Source organism: Bacteroides sp. (assembly GCF_030151085.1).
Lineage (GTDB): Bacteria > Bacteroidota > Bacteroidia > Bacteroidales > Bacteroidaceae > Bacteroides.
This window is the reverse complement of the sequence record NZ_JASLER010000048.1, coordinates 17,812-37,254: the sequence shown is the minus strand read 5'-3', so window position 1 is coordinate 37,254 and position 19,443 is coordinate 17,812. Positions and strand designations below refer to the sequence as shown.

Sequence of the window (19,443 nt, the reverse complement as noted above, 5' to 3'; positions counted from 1 at the left end):
AATGTCCCATTAGTAAGATTTAAGTTAAAAAGTCATGTGCAAACTAATTCTAAGTCCTGATTTGTCGATATTTGGTAAATTTCGGTAAGTCAAACGCCAGACATAATCTACTCGCAAAATTTTAAAAATATTTTCAATTCCTACCCCAGCTTCCACATAAGGCGTGTGTCCCATTGTAGTACTTCCTGCCGGGAAATGGAATAGATTTTCACTGAATGCAGGATTATTCTTGTCACTCAAATTGCCGTACAAGCCACGGCATGAAAGAACTTCCCGCCATTTCAACTTTTTAAACAAAGGTATGCGATTAAAAACAAACCCATTCAAATAGTAAGTTACATCCCATGAGGCATATTCGTCGTTCATAAATTCCATCGCATTCATCAGTGAATAAGATTCCGGCTGAATGGTATATGACAAGTTCGCATTAGGAATAATCAGTAACGGAAAAGGTACTTTGTTCCAGACCTTTCCGGCTTTTAGAATAACATCGGTATACCCGAATGCCGAAAACCAAAAACGCTTCTGAAAACCAGCCTCGGTATAATGATAGGTGTAATCTCCCCCTAAAACACCTTTGGCAGCCAGGGTATGTGTGAGTGTAAAAACCGGTGCATCAAGCGATACCGGAAAGCGATTCCATTGGGTCTGGAAGAACTTTTCATTAGGAGCATACCTCAGTTTCAGTTCCAATTCGCTAGTGGAAATACTTTTTACATAAGTTTCCTCCGCATTCTGCTTGATAAAAGGAATAAGATAAGAAGATTCATCCTTTCTAAGTCGGGTAGTCATTTGAAAGGAAAATCCAGAATGAAACTCATTAGTATAAGTCAGCTCAGCCTTTCTTTGATAACCGATACGATCATCTTTCTGGCGTTTTAATGCTAAGAAAACATTATCTTGGCTAGTATACAGATAGTGTTGCCCATACTGATTGACATCCGATAAATAGCTTACTTTCAATGAGTGGATAGGAAATTCATTAGCATATTCTTTTTTCTTGTGGAAAGAATATTCCAATTCGGCAAGTCCTTTCACCCGGTGATCACGAAATCCATAAGCGACATAACCTTTTCCAAACAAATATGGATTTAGCCAAGCAGTTGTCATTCCACCAGCTCTGAGACGTACTCCTTCCAAGGTGTTTCCACTAATTGTGGTGTTCATCATACCTATATAGAAAAAAGGATTCTTGTCTTTAGGAGCTGGTATATACCCTGTAAACAACACTTTCAAAACCTTTTCAGTCCAGTAATAAACAGGATAGCTACGTAGTTGTGCCATCATCTTATCCACAGACGTTTCTTTCTTACTTACCTCCACGTGTCGGTTGGCATCCCAATATTCTTCCGAACAGTTGGATGCTTCCAAATCCTCTATGATTTTTTCAGGTTTACGAAATGCTTGCAAGGCTTTATCATCTGGCTCGTATTCATAATTCCTATAAAACACATCCCGCTTAGCATAAATGCCATCACTGTTATCCGCCAACTTGAATTCCGTTGTAATGCTTTCACTGAGGAGCTGACGTGTACCATCTTCTGCACGGTCGAAGCTCTGCTCTATCTTCATATAATCCACAAAGTTCAGATTGATTTTCTGAGGAAAATTCATCACAATCCGACGTACAAAATAGGTACTATCCAACATTACGTACAAATGTCCTGTAAAGCCGAATGATTCGGAGTTAAACGGCACAAACGTCAAATCAACACAAGGTTTTCCAGCAATAGAAAGTGTATCCATCAGGTAATACTTGTAAAATGAAGGACCTAATGAAGAGAGTGGACTAACAAATTTATTAGTGAACAGAGATATATTATTCTCATAAATATCCACATCGGTCATTGTAACACTAATTGCCTGTTCCATTCCTTGTTGGGACATCATCTCATCAACTCCCGCCTGTCTGCGTGCCTTTACCCACTGTTTTTGACTATGTGGAGACTTCCGATAATAGTCCGTTGCAAGCAACTCCCGATTGGAGATTGCCAGTACCGGTTTGCCTGTAACAGCAGAGGTGTCGACATAGTTGGTCAGGAATTTAAATTTACGGTAAAGCCATTTTTGTTGCTTTACGCTATCAAAGTTATTAATAGCAAAGGTCATTTTCTCATAACGATCCCGCTGCCAAAATTCACGTTCATCGGGTGAATAGTCATCTCGATGCTCTATCATCTTCCGAACAAATTCCACCGCAGGATTATCCTTCTTCTTATACCGTTCCCGATGAGGTTTCACAACAACCTCGTTCAAAGAGTAGGTTGCAGGTGAAAGAGCTACATTTATACGGGAAGAGCGTGCGGGATGAATCAAACGGCTATATTCGTTATAGCCCACGACCGAAATGACCAGTACACCCTCCGAACGGTAAGTTTTAAAAGAGAATTTACCGTTATCATTAGTCATTCCTCCTTCCGTAGTCCCTTTCAGATAAACGGATGCATAAGGTATCGGCTCCTTTGTCAACGAGTCAGTAACAACACCTTGTACTATATATTGTGCCTGTAATGGCAGAACAATCAGTTGCATGAACAGAAATACCCTCAAAAATAATTTCATACCTATCTTTACCTATTTAGCCCGCAAAGGTACGAAAGAAAACTTTTTTTAAAAGTTCAGTTTTACAGAATAAATGTTCTAAAAAACCTCTTTCATTCCAAACACTTCACGTTAAAAGCCGTTGTATAGCGAAACGAAGCATAAAAGCATCGAATTAACCAGCAAAACCTAAACAAATTAATTATGGAATGGATCTTCAATCAGCTTAGGGAACGACCCGAATTAGCTATTTTTCTCACTATTTTCCTGGGATTCTGGCTGGGAAAGCTGCACATTGGCAAGTTTACACTTGGAACTGTTACCAGCGTACTGCTTGTCGGTGTTCTGGTAGGACAATTGAATATTGCCGTACCCGGTCCAATTAAATCAGTGTTCTTTCTATTGTTTCTGTTTGCTGTCGGCTATAAAGTAGGTCCCCAATTTTTCCGAGGATTAAAAAAGGATGGATTGCCTCAGGTGGCATTTGCAGTACTGATGTGCACATCTGTACTGGTCGTGACCTGGTTGCTCTCCATGTTAATGGGCTATAATCCCGGTGAAGCTGCAGGCTTACTAGCTGGCTCGCAAACGATTTCCGCCGTTATTGGAGTAGCGGAAGACACTATGGCAAATATGGGACTGGATGAAGCACAACGTCAAAGTTACGTTAATATCATCCCTGTATCGTATGCCGTAACTTACATTTTCGGTACAGCAGGTTCCGCATGGGTTTTATCATCTCTAGGACCCAAAATGCTGGGAGGACTGGAAAAAGTTAAAGCAGCCTGTAAGGAACTGGAAGCCAAGATGGGCAATTCTCAAGCAGACGAACCCGGATTTATGCCTGCAGCACGTCCTGTTACTTTTCGTGCCTATAAAGTAGAAAATGATTGGTTTAAGAATGGAAGAAGAGTTATCGACCTGGAAGTTTATTTCCAACAACATGATAAGCGTCTTTTCGTAGAACGTCTTCGTAAATCCGGAATCATAGTGGAAGTCAGCCCCAATATACAGATAGAGCCAGGTGACGAAGTTGTATTAAGCGGACGACGTGAATACGTGATAGGCGAAGAAGATTGGATCGGTCCCGAAGTACTCGATCCACAACTGCTCGATTTTCCTGCTGAAAAGCTACCGGTTATGGTAACCCGCAAAACATTTGCCGGAAAGACAATAGAAGTAATCCGCAAAGAAACATTTATGCACGGAGTAAGTATCCGAAGGATAAAGCGTGCAGGAATAGATATTCCGGTACTTGCCCAAACCATTGTAGATGCGGGCGACGTTATAGAAGTAGTAGGAACCAAACAAGAGGTTGAGACTGCTGCCAGACGACTGGGATATGTAGACCGCCCCACTAATCAGACTGATATGATTTTTGTAGGTTTCGGTATTCTTATCGGAGGATTATTCGGTGCCCTATCCATTCATATTGGTGGCATCCCCATCAGCCTGAGTACCAGTGGTGGTGCACTGATTGCCGGATTATTCTTCGGATGGTTACGTAGCAAACATCCTACTTTCGGACGTATTCCGGAGGCTTCCCAATGGGTATTGAATAATGTCGGATTGAACATGTTCATCGCAGTAGTAGGTATAGCAGCCGGTCCCAGCTTTGTACAAGGATTCCGTGATGTCGGCGTCAGTTTGTTCTTGGTTGGTGCAGTTGCCACTACCCTGCCACTGATTATCGGTCTGTTACTAGCAAGATATCTTTTCAAATTCCACCCGGCAATAGCCTTGGGAGTTTGTGCAGGAGCGCGTACTACTACCGCTGCACTAGGAGCTGTACAAGATGCTGTAGAAAGTGAAACACCTGCATTAGGATACACAGTAACCTATGCCGTAGGAAATACCTTATTAATAATATGGGGTGTAGTTATTGTTTTGCTGATTTAGCAGCATAACAAACTAATTCTAAACATACGAATATTTATAGTAAAAGATACCAGAAACTAAATTCTTCCTTACTAGAGACTATTCGTGTGACAATTGACATCTATTCGTTCGACAATTATCTAACAATCATTCGACAATTGTCGAATGAATAGAAAACAGATATCGAATGATTAATTCTTCATTACGGTAGAAATAGTTTGTCGGATGAACAAAAATAGTTTATCGAATGAACAGAAATAATTTAAAATAAACCTAAACTAGAAATTATGGATACAAAACTTTTAGAAAAGAAGATGGAAAATATCAGTCCCTTCGAGCTGAAAAACCGTCTTATAGACATGGCCGACGAAAGTCTAAAAAAGACAGCGCGTACTATGTTGGATGCCGGACGTGGTAACCCCAACTGGATTGCTACCACTCCGCGTGAAGCTTTCTTCCTGCTAGGACAATTCGGACTGGAAGAATGCCGCCGTGTAATGGATCTTCCCGAAGGTATTGCCGGAATTCCTGAAAAAACAGGCATTGCCTCACGCTTCGAAGCATTCTTAAAAAAGAATAAGAGTGTCTCAGGTGCCAAGTTGCTGGAACAAACCTACAGTTATCTTTTGATGCAGCATGCTGCTGACCCCGACTGTCTGGTTCATGAATGGGCAGAAAGTGTCATCGGTGACCAATATCCGGTACCCGACCGCATTCTCCATTTTACAGAACTGCTGGTTCAGGATTATCTCTCACAGGAGATGTGCGACAACCGCCCGCCACGTGGTATTTTCGACCTGTTTGCCACTGAAGGTGGAACAGCTGCCATGTGCTACATCTTCGACTCTCTACAGGAAAACTTCCTGCTGAATAAAGGAGATCGTATTGTACTTATGGTTCCGGTCTTTACCCCCTATATTGAGATTCCGCAACTGGACCGTTATCAGTTTCAAGTAACCAAATTACATGCCAATCGCATGAGTCCCGATGGTCTGCACCTGTGGCAATACAGCGACGAAGATATCGACAGGTTAAAAGATCCGTCTATCAAGGCACTATTTGTTACTAATCCCAGCAATCCGCCCAGCTATGCCCTCAGCCCGGAGACAATGGCACGTATCGTAAAGATTGTACGTGACGACAATCCGAATCTGATGATTATTACGGATGATGTTTATGGAACTTTCAGCCCCCATTTCCGTTCGTTCATGGCAGAAATACCTTATAATACACTCTGCGTGTATTCTTTCTCCAAATACTTCGGTGCAACCGGTTGGCGAGATGCCGTTATCGCGTTACACGAGTTCAATGTTTATGATCGACAGATATCTCGTTTACCTAAAGAGAAACGGGAAGCACTCAACCAGCGCTATGCGAGCCTGACATTACAGCCGGAGAAACTGAAATTCATCGACCGTATGGTGGCTGATAGCCGACAAGTAGCCTTAAACCATACTGCCGGTCTTTCACTTCCGCAACAGATGCAAATGAGTTTGTTCTCCTCTTTTGCTTTACTGGACAAAGAAAATAGTTATAAACTAAAGATGCAGGATATTATTCTTCGCCGTTTGCATGCCCTTTGGGATAATACAGGCTTTACATTGGCAAAAGATCCGCTTCGTGTGGGCTATTACACCGAGATCGATATGCTGGTGTGGGCAAAGAAATTCTATGGTGATGAATTCGTAGAATATCTGAAACGCACCTACAATCCGCTGAATGTCGTCTTTCGCCTTGCCAAAGAAACGTCTCTGGTACTGCTGAACGGAGGTGGATTTGATGGCCCGGAATGGAGTATACGCGCCTCTCTTGCTAACCTGAACGAAAAAGATTACGTCATTATCGGTCAGGGTATCAAGAGAATATTGGACGAGTATGCGAAAGAGTGGAAAAAGTAATCACTAACCACTAAGGAAATAATATGCGGAAGCGAGTCAAACCATCGTTGTAAGTACGCAGGGAGAAAGTACAACCATGACGACTCAGCACTTCCCGGATAAACACCAGGCCGATTCCCTGCCCGTTCGGTTTGGTGGAAAAGAAGGGGCTGAAGAGTTTAGCTTCGGCCTCTTTGCTAATCCCAGGACCATTGTCAACGACTTCAATAGAAGCGGGGGCAGTGGTCCTAACTATGATTTCACTTCTCTTATCTGATTCCGAAGCAGCACCTTCTATGCTTTCCGCTGCATTCTTAATGATATTTACCAGTACTTGTTCAAAAAGTGGGGCATCCAAACGAACCATTCCTACAGTCGGGTCGCACTCCAGACGCAAGTTGATATTGCGATCATTACACATGCCTTCCATAAAACGCTTGCACATAGACACCAAATTGTTCAATTGAACCGGAGCCAAGGTTGGTTCGGGAATCTTTACCACATCGGCAAAGCGAGTAATGAATCGGCTCATAGAAAAACAACGGTCGGTACAAACGCGCATTACCTCGCAAATATCTTCCATTCCATCTTCAGTAGAAAGAGCCTGTTCTACAGTATCCAAAGTCGAAGTTATACCGGCAGTTGTATTGTTCACTTCATGGGCAATCATTCGAATCACTTTTTCATACGCACGCTTTTCCGCACGCATCACTTCTTCTGTCATACGTTCTATCAAATAGAAAGGATGCTTGAATCCTCTATCTATAAAAAAGGAGTGGGTACATTTATAAATATTGGCATCATTCAAGCGAACAACAGAGGTTTCTTCTTTTTGAATTTCTGCCAGTTCCATTGCCAATGGAGAATCTACCGATTCCAATCGTTTATTCATGGCTTCATCCAAACGGACACCCAGCATTTTCACTGCCATTGGATTCAGCTGCGAAATTACACCATCCATTGTTGTAATAACAACGCCCATAGGCGATGCTTCAATCAATAAATCCAGAAAATGATTCTGCTCGCGCATGCGCAACCGTTCATTCTTTAACTGCTCCATCATGCGGTTAAAGATGTTCACTATACGATCCGCCTCATACTGCCCTACCTGACTCAATCTACTGCTGAAATCCTGCTCGCGCAACAATTCCATACCGCTACCAATAGTGTTCATCGGTTTTACAATCTTACGATAGAACACTGTCAAATAGATCAACACAAATAGAATAAGCCCCTCTATAATATATAGGTGCATAATCTGCTTTTCACCGATTAAAAAAATCAGTGCTCCACTCAAACCGAGCAGAAACAGGACGAGGATAAAAAAGAAGAATTTAATGCGCACGACGACTAATCATTAATCACTATATTATATTTTTCCAAACGGCGATAAAGTGCAGCACGACTAATGCCCAACGATATAGCTACCTGGCTAAGATTTCCTTTATGTTGATCCAAAGCTTGCAAAATAGTTTGGCGTTCTATTTCGTCCAAAGTCATTCCTGCAAATGAAGTACCTTCTGCTGCCTTTACCGGTTCATCGTGACGCAAGTATTGAGCATCGAAATCAGTAGCATCCAACACAGATTTACCACTAACCAGAATCGTACGTTCCACCAAATTCTTCAACTCACGTATATTGCCCGGGAACGGTAAACGTGAAAGGAAGTTCAGGGCATCTGCCGAGAAATCGGTACGAGGCAATCCATTCACTTCTGCTTGACGGTCGGCAAAATGACGTGCCAACAAAGGGATATCCTCACGACGTTCACGCAAAGAAGGCAGTTTCACTGTTATCAGGTTTATACGGTAAAATAGATCTTCGCGGAATGTACGCTCGGAAACCATCTTACGCAAGTCGGCATTGGTAGCCGAAACAACACGTACATCTACTTTACGGGGACGACTATCACCCAATACTTCAAAAGTCTGATCTTGCAAAACCCTCAAAAGCTTTACTTGGCAAGAAGGATCCAGATCACCAATTTCATCCAAAAAGATTGTACCTTTATTTGCCATTTCAAAGCGTCCTATGCGGTCGGCACTTGCATCGGTAAATGCACCTTTTTTATGACCGAACATTTCACTTTCGAACAAACTCTGTGATATACCACCCAAATTAACTTTAACAAAAGGTTGTTTCAATCGTTGGCTATTGATATGTATAGCTTCGGCTATCAACTCTTTACCGGTTCCACTTTCGCCAGTGATAAGTACGGAAGCATTGGTACGGGCTATACGGCCTACTGTATTCAGTACTTCCATCAATCCTTGTGATTTGCCGATAATATGGCTACGATTCAGCGTGCTACTTTGTTCCTCGGAAACTTCTTTAGGTGCAGCAGTCAATTCAAGAGCCGTTTCAATACGCTGCAACAAAGCTGCATTATTCCATGGTTTAGTGATGAAGTCGAATGCACCAGCTTGCATACCTTGAACAGCCAGTTGAATACTTCCCCACGCTGTCATCAAGATAACAGGGACATCAGGACGGAACACCTTTACTTGCTTCAACAAAGTAAGTCCTTCCTCACCGGTAGTAGAGAGAGTGAAATTCATATCCATCAGTATCAATGCAGGAGCCTCAGCACGGACTATATCCATTGCCTCACGAGGTCCCGGAGCCGTTTTAACTTCATATCCGGCACGTTTCAACATAAAACTCAATGAAGAACGTACAGCACTATCATCGTCTATTATCAGTATCATAATAAATTTGCAGTTTGTTTCCTGCAAAAATAGAGAAAAATATATATTATCCTCTTATGATATCATCAAAATCTGCTTCAAGTTCTGCGTTTCGTTCAAAATCCCAAAGTGTCAGACTACGGAGTTGATAGAAATAATACCAGAAATAATAAAGTTCGGAGATATGTTTCTGACGAGCCTCATCCTTAGAGTTCTGTGCATCATTCAAATCCAATGTACTAATTTTGCCAATCATAAAGGTTTCTACACTGGTTTTGTAACGCTTCTCAGCAATCACATCCGCTTCTTCTGCAATATCCAGTTGCTGAGCCTGATTATTGAAATTGGCTACTAACAAGAAGATATTCTGACTAAAATCCATTTGCTCCTGGCGAATCTTGGAGAGAGCGACCTCACGATTGCTCTTTGCTACGCGAACTTTTCCACGACGTTTTCCCCAATCAAGAATAGGAATCTTAACCCCCACCTGTACAATCTGGTTATCCATTAAATCCTTATATGCAGAAGAAAACTCATGATTTTGTCCGGTATAACCTACGCTGGCAAAAAGATCAACGCTACGCAAATTTCCTCGTGCAGTAGCTACTTCGTAATCAGCCTCTAATTGGCGGCGGCGAATATTCTGAGCAAACGAGTTACGCTCCAATGCTTTATTCAGTACTCGGTCGTATTCTATTTTAATATCAGGTACGGTAGCGGGCGGTACCGGATTCAAACTTTCTTGTTCTGATACTCCGAGAAAAGAACGAAGCTGGAACATTTTGGCATTCAGATTACTTTCAGCTTCCGTTACATCAGCTTTACCTTGCAAAGCATTTAGCTTAAGTTGCAGCAAATCATTTTCTGAGATCTGCCCCATCTTACGTTTAGCTATAGCTACTTCATAAAGTCGGTCAGAATTTCCTTTATTCTGCTGTGCAGTGGCAAGAGATTCTTTTGCAAGCAATAGTTGAAAGAAGTATGTGATAGTCTTCATTGTCACTTCTTCAGTAGCAGAAATAAAAGCAGCTTTCGCTTCGGCATAACGAACAGGCTCTATACGACGATTCCATTTCAAATTGTTTACTCCAAAAATGGGTTGTGTCAACTCAAGACTCACGGGAACGGACATAAATTGTTTATCACCTCCGGTTCCCAATTGCTTTATATAATCCAGCGAAGAAGTTAGAGATAATTTACCTCCCGTAATCCAGATGTTCTGATCTACGGAAAGCTGACCGGACAATCCCAAAGTATTATTTCGAACAAAGCTATAAGAACCATCCGAATTTTGGTAGGTGCTATATGATTTATTATAGTTAGGTAGCGTACCAGTGAAATTAACTTCCGGCAATAAATCTGCACGGAAAGTACGATATTCCCAATAAGCGGTCTTCAGCTCATTCAAGGCAACAGCTGCATCCACAGACTGAATACGTGCCAATGCAACAGCTTCCGATAAAGTAATGCTACGCCCATGCCCCAAGGTATCGTTTTGTGCCGATGCAGCCAACGGCATTAGAAAGCAAACTACAAGTAAAATATTCTTTTTCATGTTCGGTCTTTAAATTTATCCATAACAGAAAAGCAAAGACCGTGCCAAGTGGCAGGAATGGTATCAGAGAGGGGGATGTGTTCATTTTCGGACAGTGGGGATGTCCGTTTGCGGACGAATATTGATAAGGGGATAGGATTATAAGGTGGTAAAGTGATAGGGTGGTAAAGTATCATCACCCTACTACCCTAACACCTTACCACTTTATCACCTTATAGCACTCCTTTTGAGCTGGGTAATTCGAAATGATAAATATCCCGTTTCACAGACATCTTCAATGCTCTTGCCAATGCTTTGAAGATTCCTTCTATTTTATGGTGTTCATTCTGGCCTTCAGCCTTGATATTAAGATTCATCTTTGCGGCATCACTTAATGATTTAAAGAAATGCAGAAACATTTCGGTAGGCATCTCTCCTATCTTTTCACGTTTAAACTCCGCATCCCACACCAGCCAAGGACGTCCGCCAAAATCAAGACATACCTGGCACAAACAATCATCCATAGGCAAAGCATAACCATAACGTTCAATGCCCCTTTTGTTGCCCAATGCCTGATAAAGACATTCACCTAAAGCAAGTGCCGTATCTTCTATGGTATGATGTTCATCTACTTCCAAATCACCTTTCACATGAATAGTCAAGTCCAAGCCTCCATGTTTGCCTATTTGTTCCAGCATGTGGTCGAAAAATCCAAGACCGGTTTGGATATCACAATTTCCATTTCCATCCAAATTGAGCGACACATATATATCTGTTTCTTTGGTTGTACGACGTATTTCAGCTGTTCGTTCACCGGCAAAAAGGAATTCTGCTATCTTATCCCAGTCGGTTGTGACGAGTGCACAAGGCAGATCGGATTCATCTTGCAACAAGATAGCGCGGCATCCTAGATTCTTGGCTAATTCAACATCCGTAGGGCGATCACCAATTACAAAACTGTTTGCCAAGTCGTATTCCGGATTATTCAGATATTTCGTAAGCATACCCGTACGAGGTTTACGGGTTGGCGCATTGTCCTCGGGCATACTGCGGTCAATGCAGATTTCATCGAACGTAATGCCTTCACCTTCCAATGTTTTCAACATCAGGTTATGCGCAGGCCAAAATGTGTCTTCCGGAAACGAAGCTGTACCCAATCCGTCCTGATTAGTCACCATCACAAATTCAAAATCCAGTTTACTACGGATAAATCCGAGGTTTCGCATCACTTTAGGATAGAACTCCAGTTTCTCTAAAGAATCCAATTGATAATCGATAGGTGGTTCAATAACCAACGTACCGTCCCGATCTATAAATAGTACTTTCTTCATAATTAATCATTTATAGCTCTTCAGTGCTTCTACCAATTTCTTATTCTCTTCTGCAGTTCCAACCGTCACACGCAAGCAGTTTCCGCATAGTGAAACCGAATTACGATTGCGGACTATAATCCCTTTACCTACCAGATAATTGTAAATCTTCACAGCATCCGTCACACGCGCCAGGAAGAAATTGGCATCAGAAGGGAATATTTTCACAGTACAAGGCAGTTTGGCAAACTCAGCTTCCAAGCTCTCTCGCGCTTCTTTCAACATTTTTATCCAACGTCCTATTTCATCATAGCGTTGAAGCATCTCCATAGCTTGCTTCTGAGTCAATTCGTTCACATTATACGGGTATTTTATCTTACTGAAAATACTGATAATTTCAGATGAAGCAAACGCCATACCTAAACGGATCGCTGCACATCCCCATGCTTTAGAAAAGGTTTGAAATATAATGAGATTAGGATATTTATCTAATTCTTCCAAAAACGAAGGAGCTTCCGAGAAGTCGTTATAGGCTTCATCCAATACCACCAACCCTTCAAAGTTCTGAATCAATTTCTCTATTTCGCTACGAAGAAGATCATTTCCCGTCGGATTATTAGGAGAACAAAGAAAGATAAGTTTTGTATGTTCATCTGCTGCTGCTAATAATTTGTCTGCTGTAAACTGGTAATTTTCGTCCAGCAATACTTTGCGATACTCCACGTCGTTCACTTCTGCACATACCTGATACATACCGTATGTAGGATCAATAGCTACCACATTATCTATGCGGGGTTCACAGAAAGCACGAAAAACTAAATCGATCGCTTCATCACTACCGTTACCTAAAAAGATATTATCAAGATTGACTTTCTTTATTTTAGATAATTCGTTTTTCAAATCCCGCTGCATGGGGTCCGGATAACGGTTGTGCGGTAAATTATAAGGGTTTTCATTTGCATCGAGAAACACAGATGCAGCCGCACCATTATATTCATCACGTGCCGAAGAATAAGGTTTCAATCGTCCTATATTCGAGCGGGTAAGTTCTTGCAATGTTTTCATATATATAAGGATTTTGGAACGCAAATTACACGAATAACACAAATCAAAGCTAAAATGAGATTTGCGTAATCTGCGTAATTTGTGTTCTATAAAGTTTTTAGTCTCACAGTTACCGCATTTTTATGTGCATCCAGATGTTCATTGGCAGCCATCACTTCAATGGCAGGACCGATGGTAGTTATTCCTTCGGGCTTTATTTCCTGAAAAGTTATCTTACGGATAAAGCTATCAAGACTAACACCACTATATGCTTTGGCGTAACCATTCGTAGGTAATGTATGATTTGTACCCGAAGCATAATCCCCAGCACTTTCCGGCGTAAGAGAACCTAAGAAAACAGAACCAGAATTCACTACTCTTTCAGCAACAGACATATAATCAGCAGTTTCCACAATCAGGTGCTCGGGTGCGTATGCATTAGTCAATTCAATGGCTTCCTCCATATCACGCACCACTATTAATTTACTGTTAGCAAGAGATTTTTCAGCTATTTCCTTACGGGAAAGGAGAGCCAATTGGCGTTCTACCTCTTCTTTAACCGCTTGTTGTAATTTGGCTGACGTAGTAATCAACATAGCCTGACTATCTACTCCATGCTCTGCCTGACTCAACAAATCTGCTGCAACAAATACCGGATTAGCAGTTTCATCTGCCAACACTTCCACTTCAGACGGACCGGCAGGCATATCAATAGCAACATCACGCAGACTCACCAATTGTTTGGCTGCCGTTACATATTGATTACCCGGACCAAATATCTTATATACTTTCGGAACACTTTCCGTTCCGTATGCCATAGCCGCAATTGCTTGTACCCCTCCAGCCTTAAAGATACGGTTTACCCCGGCTACCTTTGCAGCAAACAACACGGCAGGATGTACTTTTCCATCTTTTCCCGGAGGTGTACAAAGCACAATTTCCCGGCATCCTGCAATCTTGGCAGGAACAGCCAACATCAATACAGTAGAGAACAGAGGAGCTGTTCCCCCGGGAATATACAATCCAACTTTCTCTATGGCAACCGCTTTCTGCCAACATGTAACACCCGGTTGTGTTTCCACCTTCTTACCTTCAAAGCGCTGAGCAGCATGGAAAGTCTCTATATTTTGTTTTGCCAGACGAATAGCAGCTTTCAATTCCTCGCTTACCAACGTTTCCGCTTCTGCAAGCTCTTCATCCGTCACAGCGAGCGAAGTCAAAACCGCCTTATCAAACTTTTCTTCATAATCTATAACAGCCCAGTCACCTTCCGCTTTTACACGGTCAATGATACTCCGCACTGTATCAAACAAATTCTCAACATTCATCACCGGACGTTTCAATATTTCCGCCCATTGCGATTTATCAGGATTCGATATTAATATCATAATAGTGATCAGTGATTAAAGTATCATTTTCTCTATCGGCAATACCAAAATACCTTCCGCTCCTAATGCTTTCAGTTTGCCGATAATCTCCCAAAAACATTTTTCATCGAGTACCGTATGCACGGAGCACCAACCTTCTTGCGCCAGAGGCATCACCGTTGGACTCTTCATACCCGGAAGTACAGCAACGATCTCTTCTAATTTATCTTTCGGAGCATTCATCAGCACATATTTCTTATCTTCAGCAGTCTTCACTGCATCCATACGGAACAAGAGCTCATTCAATATTTCCAGTTTGTCCTCACTCATATTCTTGCAGCCAATCAATAGAGCTTCGGATTTCATTACCACCTCTACTTCTTTCAGTCGATTGCTCACCAAGGTAGATCCTGAACTTACGATATCAAAAATAGCATCTGCCAAACCGATACCAGGTGCCACTTCTACAGAGCCTGTAATTACATGTATCTCAGCCTTTACCCCTTGCTTTTTCAAATAAGCAGATAGAATCTCCGGATAAGAAGTTGCAATCTTTTTCCCATGAAACCATTTTACACCAGGATATTCGATGTCCTTCGGCATAGCCAGTGAGAGACGGCACTTACTGAATCCCAAGCGTTTTATGATCTCTGCATCTTCGTTCTTCTCTACAAATTCATTTTCACCTACTATACCTATATCAGCTACTCCGGTTGCTACGGATTGTGGAATATCATCATCCCTCAGGAATAACACTTCCAAAGGAAAATTTGAAGATTGTACCAGCAATGTACGCTTAGTGGCACTTAATTTAATATCCGATTCCCCGAGGAACGACATTGTCTCTTCATAGAGACGACCTTTGGCTTGTACTGCAATTCTTAACATGTTCTTATTTTATTATTAAAAAAAACGAGGCTTACCAATATTCGGCAAGCCTCGTCATTTATGTTCTGCGTTATACATATACACTCATACGCCCACCGAGTTATTCGTTAGGATGATGATGGTGATGATGTGCAACGATATTCTTCATTTTTCTTTGTTTTGATGCGACAAAAGTAAACTATTCGTTTGAAACTTCCAAAAATTTATCACAAAAAGTTTATTTTTCCTTTCAATTCAATAAGATCATCCGGATTTTGCTGATAAGATTGACGTTTCTATTACAATGTCATTAAATGAACGACAATATCTCCTCCGGCTCTACATCGCAACGATGGAAACACATTTCCGCCTCAGCTTTTTCTTTTGGGAAAGTGAAGTAAGTACAAGTGGCCTCTGTGCAAAGTTCTCCCAAACTATTATATAAACGTGCCTCGATAATTGCAATATTGCGCTTCTGCTCACGAAGGAATGCACGCAATACCACATGCGTGTCATTGGTCGATATAGATTTACGGAAACGAGTCTCCATCTTCGACGTTACCCCACCTGTTTGCAGTTTACGGAATACTACCCAACCACAGATTTCATCCAGTAATACCGATTGGATGCCTCCATGCAAGGTGTTCAGCCATCCTTGGTATTCCGAACGTGGTTTCCAGATACTCACAATCTCGTCACCCTCCTCATAAAACTCCATTCTCACACCGGCTTCATTGTCCGGAGAACAACCGAAGCAGTTGTAACCTTCCATACTTTTCCATGGATTAATAATCTTTTTCATTCATTCAAATTATTGGTCGTTGTAAATACTGTTATTCTTCACTATTATGCAAAGATAATAAAGATGTTAATTTTGATCTTAGAAATAGCATAAAAAAACACCAAACTTTACTACCTTTGTTCTGAAATACTTTTTAGTCATAACACTTTGTTCATATTCTTGTTTATATATGACAAGAACAATCTATTAAAGCAAAAGCAATGCCGAAAAGGAATATTATCTGGTTATGGATATGCATGCTCCCTTTATCTTTGTTTGCACAAAGTGAAAGGAGCGATTCTATTGCATACGATAGTATTAGTTCACGCCATGTCGGGGGAAACTTTAAAAGTGCTATAAAACAATTCTTAAATTTCAGCGATTTCGACACCACCTACATTAGTCCTAACCGATTTAACTATGCTTTGATGCTCGATCATTTTACAAACTACGAATATTACTCCATAAGTAATTCTCTTCCTACCTACCAGCACATCAATTTCTCTCCAAATCCTCGAAATAAAATAGGAGTTTATTTTGGTTGGCGTTGGATATTCTTAGGATGGTCTATAGATACAGATGGTATTTACGGGAAGAAAAATGGAAAAACCAAAGGTACGGAGTTCGATCTCAGCCTTTATAGTTCAAAGATAGGGGTAGATATTACCTACCGCAATACCGGAAATAACTATCGGATAAATGAAATTTCAGGATTCCCCGGAATATCCAAAGACTTCTCTGCTGATTTCAGTGGTTTGAAGGTTAAAATGAAAGGTTTGAACTTATATTACATTTTCAACAATCGCCGGTTTTCCTATCCGGCCAGCTTCAGTCAATCTACCAACCAACGCCGTAATGCAGGTTCTTTTATACTCGGTTTCTCCGCTTCTACACATAACCTGAGATTCGACTACACCAAACTGCCTGAAATAATTCAAGAGACAATGAATCCGGAAATGAAAGTGAAGCACATTAAATATACCAATATCAGTTTGAATCTGGGATATGCCTACAACTGGGTATTTGCACGCAACTGCCTTGCATGTTTATCACTCAGTCCGGCCATTGCATATAAGACGTCTCGTATTGAAAAAGAAGAAAATACAAAAAAAGACTGGTACAAAAATCTAAATATAGACTTCATTGTACGGGCAGGCATCGTTTACAACAATAGCAAGTATTTTGTAGGTACCTCGTTTGTTGGTAGAACATACGATTATTACCGCAACAGCTTCTCATTAAACAATGGCTTCGGTACGCTACAAGTTTATGCAGGATTTAATTTTCACTTGAAGAAAGAATTCAGAAAAACCAAACAAACTAAATCAAAATAACTCAAAAGCTATAATTGCATGTCAAGCCAAAAATATTTTTCTGTTCTTTCTGTTCCCACTGGCGGCAATAAAATATATCCGCTTTCCAATGGTCAGACAAGGGTAATGTAATGCCACCCCGGTATCTCATTCGTTTCACGTCAAAACGGTCTCCGGCATTCAATCCGTTATACATTTCTACTGATGCATAAGGTTCCAATATACAATTCGGCACATCATAAGCAACTTTAAATTGAGAACGCAAGCGATACTCATTATTACTTTTTTCAAAGGTATGTTGAAAACGTTCCCGCAAAGAAAGTTTTATATCTTTTAATCGTGTAGAAAGAGTACCATCGAAATAATAACGTTGACGGAACTTCCATCCGGCTTCTCCCCGATTGCGATAATGAAGTTCGTAACCCGCTCCTACTTTCAAAAAGGGTAATAAGGTATAGGCTCCTCCAATGTTCAATCCCCAACGATCTGTCTTGCTCAGGTCATCTTTTGTACGCCACTCCAAACCACCGGATACTGCAAATGCCGGTTTCACTTTATATTCAACACCGATATTTGCCCAAGTGGCAAAATCTTTCTCCTGCGCATGTAGAGAAAGCTGTGATATACACAGCAATACAACGAGTAAAAAGTATACTCTACTATTGAAAGAAATTCTTTTTATCATATCCTTATAAAATTTCATTCACAAAACGGCATTGAAATTACAAAACTAAAGATGAATTCTGTAATAAATCTGTAAAATCAAATTTCCCTGAATTCGATAAGAACAAGAAAATCATAAAAACGTTCATTAAATCCGCAATAAATATTAGGTAGAAAGTAACAAGGATTGGCATAAGCGATAAAGCAATTACGTTCAAACATAAAAAGGCTGGAATCTAACTTCTTTCAATTAAAGTTAGATTCCAGCCTTTTTTATATTAGTATTCTCAATTATGTGAATTTACAGCTAATTTGTTTCTGTAATAGCTTTCCACATCTTTCCAATGATAATAAGGAGCAATATCACTCTTTACCGGAAGTTTCATTTCATGTTCATTCAGCAAAACTTTCACTAAGACATCATCACTCCCTTTTTTACGGAAAAAGACGAATTGAATATTACTTGCCATCGGGAAAATATTATAGTTGCGCCAAACCTTATCCAGTTTACCCAAGTCATCCGTCTGATATCCACAGTTTCCTAATTCTAACAGACAAGCCAAAGGTAACAAGCAGGACTCATGACCGAAACGCAATGTCACACTGTTTTCGTCCTTTACGATACATGTATCCGCCGTATTCAAGATATTCCTTAGCAGATTGGCTTCCATATACGGTATTTCACCTTTGGATAGTGGTGAAGCACCGTAAGTAATATACCAACCTTTATTACTGATCTGCCACAAATCATAACACTCTTCTTTAGTGAAAAGAGAATAAAGCTCCATATCTGTGTCAAGACTTTGCATATTACTTGCCACATCAAACAGTTGAGTCATCAATTTATCAGAATCGACTTTCCACTTCACATAATTTGGATTGTTGAACAATGCTTTCATTAAGCGTTCCGGATGAATATGCTCTTTCTTAATAGCCGCTTTTGCCGTAACCATCTCATCAGTTTGGCGCAAAGTCTTGACATATGGATCATCATAATTCATATAGTACATGTCATGGTAACTAGCATCATTCTTGAAATCCAGTTTCGGATTCATAGCCTTCAGTTGCATACACTCCGACATCATGGAAAGGATGCAACGAATTACGACTGTGGAACGAGCATCTACCTTGACTTCGCCCTTAAAGACCTCAGGGAAGTTATTGTACATTCTTTCCGCAATACCTTTATGCTGGCGCGCACCTAATGGAGTGAGTTCTCCATACCTGTTTTTAGCCATGCGCGAAACACTATCCAAAACACAAAGAGTCTTCTTTCCTAACTCTGTAAGAATCCCGTTCTGATCAGCTTCACGCATCACTTCCAACGGTTTTTCATAATCATCCGGATTAATTAGAAAACGGGATCCATGACGCGCATAATGGCTCAGATAGAAAGGTTTGTAACCAGCCGGCGGCGCTGTTTGTTTAGCATTTGGTTCAGGATAAGCATAGTAATTAGCTGCCGAACGATGAATGTTCTCGTAAATTTCTTCTTTAGCTGTCTGTGCACTCATTCCAAGCACCAGGCAATAGACAACGATTAGTAGAATAAAACGTTTCATTAGTTCTTATTTTAGTGA

14 protein-coding genes are annotated in these 19,443 nt (G+C 40.9%); 3 read left to right on the top strand and 11 right to left on the bottom strand.

Annotated features, from left to right (window positions below; genetic code table 11):
- Positions 1 to 24: 24 nt before the first annotated feature.
- Positions 25 to 2,562, bottom strand: a complete 2,538-nt coding sequence (locus Q1W14_RS09555; protein WP_300701093.1) for a DUF5686 and carboxypeptidase-like regulatory domain-containing protein — start codon at positions 2,560 to 2,562, stop codon at positions 25 to 27.
- A 183-nt stretch (positions 2,563 to 2,745) separates the two neighbouring features.
- Between Q1W14_RS09555 and aspT the strand changes: the two genes are divergently transcribed.
- Together aspT and aspD are read left to right on the top strand one after the other, a co-directional pair.
- Positions 2,746 to 4,440, top strand: a complete 1,695-nt coding sequence (gene aspT, locus Q1W14_RS09550) for an aspartate-alanine antiporter (RefSeq protein ID WP_300701092.1) — start codon at positions 2,746 to 2,748, stop codon at positions 4,438 to 4,440.
- A gap of 266 nt (positions 4,441 to 4,706) precedes the next feature.
- Positions 4,707 to 6,317, top strand: coding sequence for an aspartate 4-decarboxylase (gene aspD / locus Q1W14_RS09545; RefSeq protein WP_300701090.1), 1,611 nt, complete (start codon positions 4,707 to 4,709; stop codon positions 6,315 to 6,317).
- A gap of 10 nt (positions 6,318 to 6,327) precedes the next feature.
- Here aspD and Q1W14_RS09540 read toward each other — a convergent pair whose 3' ends face one another.
- The 8 genes from Q1W14_RS09540 to Q1W14_RS09505 form a co-directional block, all read right to left on the bottom strand.
- Complete coding sequence (locus Q1W14_RS09540) at positions 6,328 to 7,641, bottom strand: ATP-binding protein (RefSeq protein ID WP_300701088.1); 1,314 nt, start codon at positions 7,639 to 7,641, stop codon at positions 6,328 to 6,330.
- Positions 7,642 to 7,646: 5 nt separating this feature from the next.
- Entirely contained in the window at positions 7,647 to 9,005 is a 1,359-nt protein-coding gene (locus tag Q1W14_RS09535; protein WP_300701085.1) for a sigma-54 dependent transcriptional regulator, read from the bottom strand.
- 46 nt (positions 9,006 to 9,051) lie between these two features.
- The gene (locus tag Q1W14_RS09530) at positions 9,052 to 10,539 is read right to left on the bottom strand and encodes a TolC family protein (protein WP_300701083.1); all 1,488 of its coding nucleotides are present in this window, start codon (positions 10,537 to 10,539) and stop codon (positions 9,052 to 9,054) included.
- A 212-nt stretch (positions 10,540 to 10,751) separates the two neighbouring features.
- Entirely contained in the window at positions 10,752 to 11,852 is a 1,101-nt protein-coding gene (gene hisB / locus Q1W14_RS09525) for a bifunctional histidinol-phosphatase/imidazoleglycerol-phosphate dehydratase HisB (protein WP_300701118.1), read from the bottom strand.
- Between the two features lie 3 nt (positions 11,853 to 11,855).
- Complete coding sequence (hisC, locus tag Q1W14_RS09520) at positions 11,856 to 12,893, bottom strand: histidinol-phosphate transaminase (protein WP_300701081.1); 1,038 nt, start codon at positions 12,891 to 12,893, stop codon at positions 11,856 to 11,858.
- An 86-nt stretch (positions 12,894 to 12,979) separates the two neighbouring features.
- Positions 12,980 to 14,260, bottom strand: a complete 1,281-nt coding sequence (gene hisD, locus Q1W14_RS09515) for a histidinol dehydrogenase (protein ID WP_300701079.1) — start codon at positions 14,258 to 14,260, stop codon at positions 12,980 to 12,982.
- 15 nt (positions 14,261 to 14,275) lie between these two features.
- Positions 14,276 to 15,127, bottom strand: coding sequence for an ATP phosphoribosyltransferase (hisG, locus tag Q1W14_RS09510; RefSeq protein ID WP_300701078.1), 852 nt, complete (start codon positions 15,125 to 15,127; stop codon positions 14,276 to 14,278).
- Positions 15,128 to 15,416: 289 nt separating this feature from the next.
- Positions 15,417 to 15,908 (bottom strand): PaaI family thioesterase, encoded by a 492-nt coding sequence (locus tag Q1W14_RS09505; RefSeq protein WP_300701077.1) that lies wholly within the window; start codon positions 15,906 to 15,908, stop codon positions 15,417 to 15,419.
- A gap of 200 nt (positions 15,909 to 16,108) precedes the next feature.
- On the opposite strand from Q1W14_RS09505, the gene Q1W14_RS09500 reads away from it, so the two are divergent.
- Positions 16,109 to 17,221, top strand: coding sequence for a DUF4421 domain-containing protein (locus Q1W14_RS09500; protein ID WP_300701076.1), 1,113 nt, complete (start codon positions 16,109 to 16,111; stop codon positions 17,219 to 17,221).
- A gap of 1 nt (position 17,222) precedes the next feature.
- Here the strand turns inward: Q1W14_RS09500 and Q1W14_RS09495 are convergent, their stop codons facing one another.
- Entirely contained in the window at positions 17,223 to 17,885 is a 663-nt protein-coding gene (locus tag Q1W14_RS09495; RefSeq protein ID WP_300701075.1) for a DUF2490 domain-containing protein, read from the bottom strand.
- 265 nt (positions 17,886 to 18,150) lie between these two features.
- Positions 18,151 to 19,425: a histidine-type phosphatase gene (locus Q1W14_RS09490; protein WP_300701074.1), complete on the bottom strand. Its 1,275-nt coding sequence runs from the start codon at positions 19,423 to 19,425 to the stop codon at positions 18,151 to 18,153.
- Positions 19,426 to 19,443 lie beyond the last annotated feature (18 nt).

Excerpts from the sequence above, each read along its gene's own strand:
- Q1W14_RS09555 (WP_300701093.1), bottom strand. The coding sequence starts at position 2,562 with ATGAAATTATTTTTGAGGGTATTTCTGTTCATGCAACTGATTGTTCTG.
- aspT (WP_300701092.1), top strand. The coding sequence starts at position 2,746 with ATGGAATGGATCTTCAATCAGCTTAGGGAACGACCCGAATTAGCTATT.
- aspD (WP_300701090.1), top strand. The coding sequence starts at position 4,707 with ATGGATACAAAACTTTTAGAAAAGAAGATGGAAAATATCAGTCCCTTC.
- Q1W14_RS09535 (WP_300701085.1), bottom strand. The coding sequence starts at position 9,005 with ATGATACTGATAATAGACGATGATAGTGCTGTACGTTCTTCATTGAGT.
- Q1W14_RS09530 (WP_300701083.1), bottom strand. The coding sequence starts at position 10,539 with ATGAAAAAGAATATTTTACTTGTAGTTTGCTTTCTAATGCCGTTGGCT.
- hisC (WP_300701081.1), bottom strand. The coding sequence starts at position 12,893 with ATGAAAACATTGCAAGAACTTACCCGCTCGAATATAGGACGATTGAAA.
- hisD (WP_300701079.1), bottom strand. The coding sequence starts at position 14,260 with ATGATATTAATATCGAATCCTGATAAATCGCAATGGGCGGAAATATTG.
- hisG (WP_300701078.1), bottom strand. The coding sequence starts at position 15,127 with ATGTTAAGAATTGCAGTACAAGCCAAAGGTCGTCTCTATGAAGAGACA.
- Q1W14_RS09505 (WP_300701077.1), bottom strand. The coding sequence starts at position 15,908 with ATGAAAAAGATTATTAATCCATGGAAAAGTATGGAAGGTTACAACTGC.
- Q1W14_RS09500 (WP_300701076.1), top strand. The coding sequence starts at position 16,109 with ATGCCGAAAAGGAATATTATCTGGTTATGGATATGCATGCTCCCTTTA.
- Q1W14_RS09495 (WP_300701075.1), bottom strand. The coding sequence starts at position 17,885 with ATGATAAAAAGAATTTCTTTCAATAGTAGAGTATACTTTTTACTCGTT.
- Q1W14_RS09490 (WP_300701074.1), bottom strand. The coding sequence starts at position 19,425 with ATGAAACGTTTTATTCTACTAATCGTTGTCTATTGCCTGGTGCTTGGA.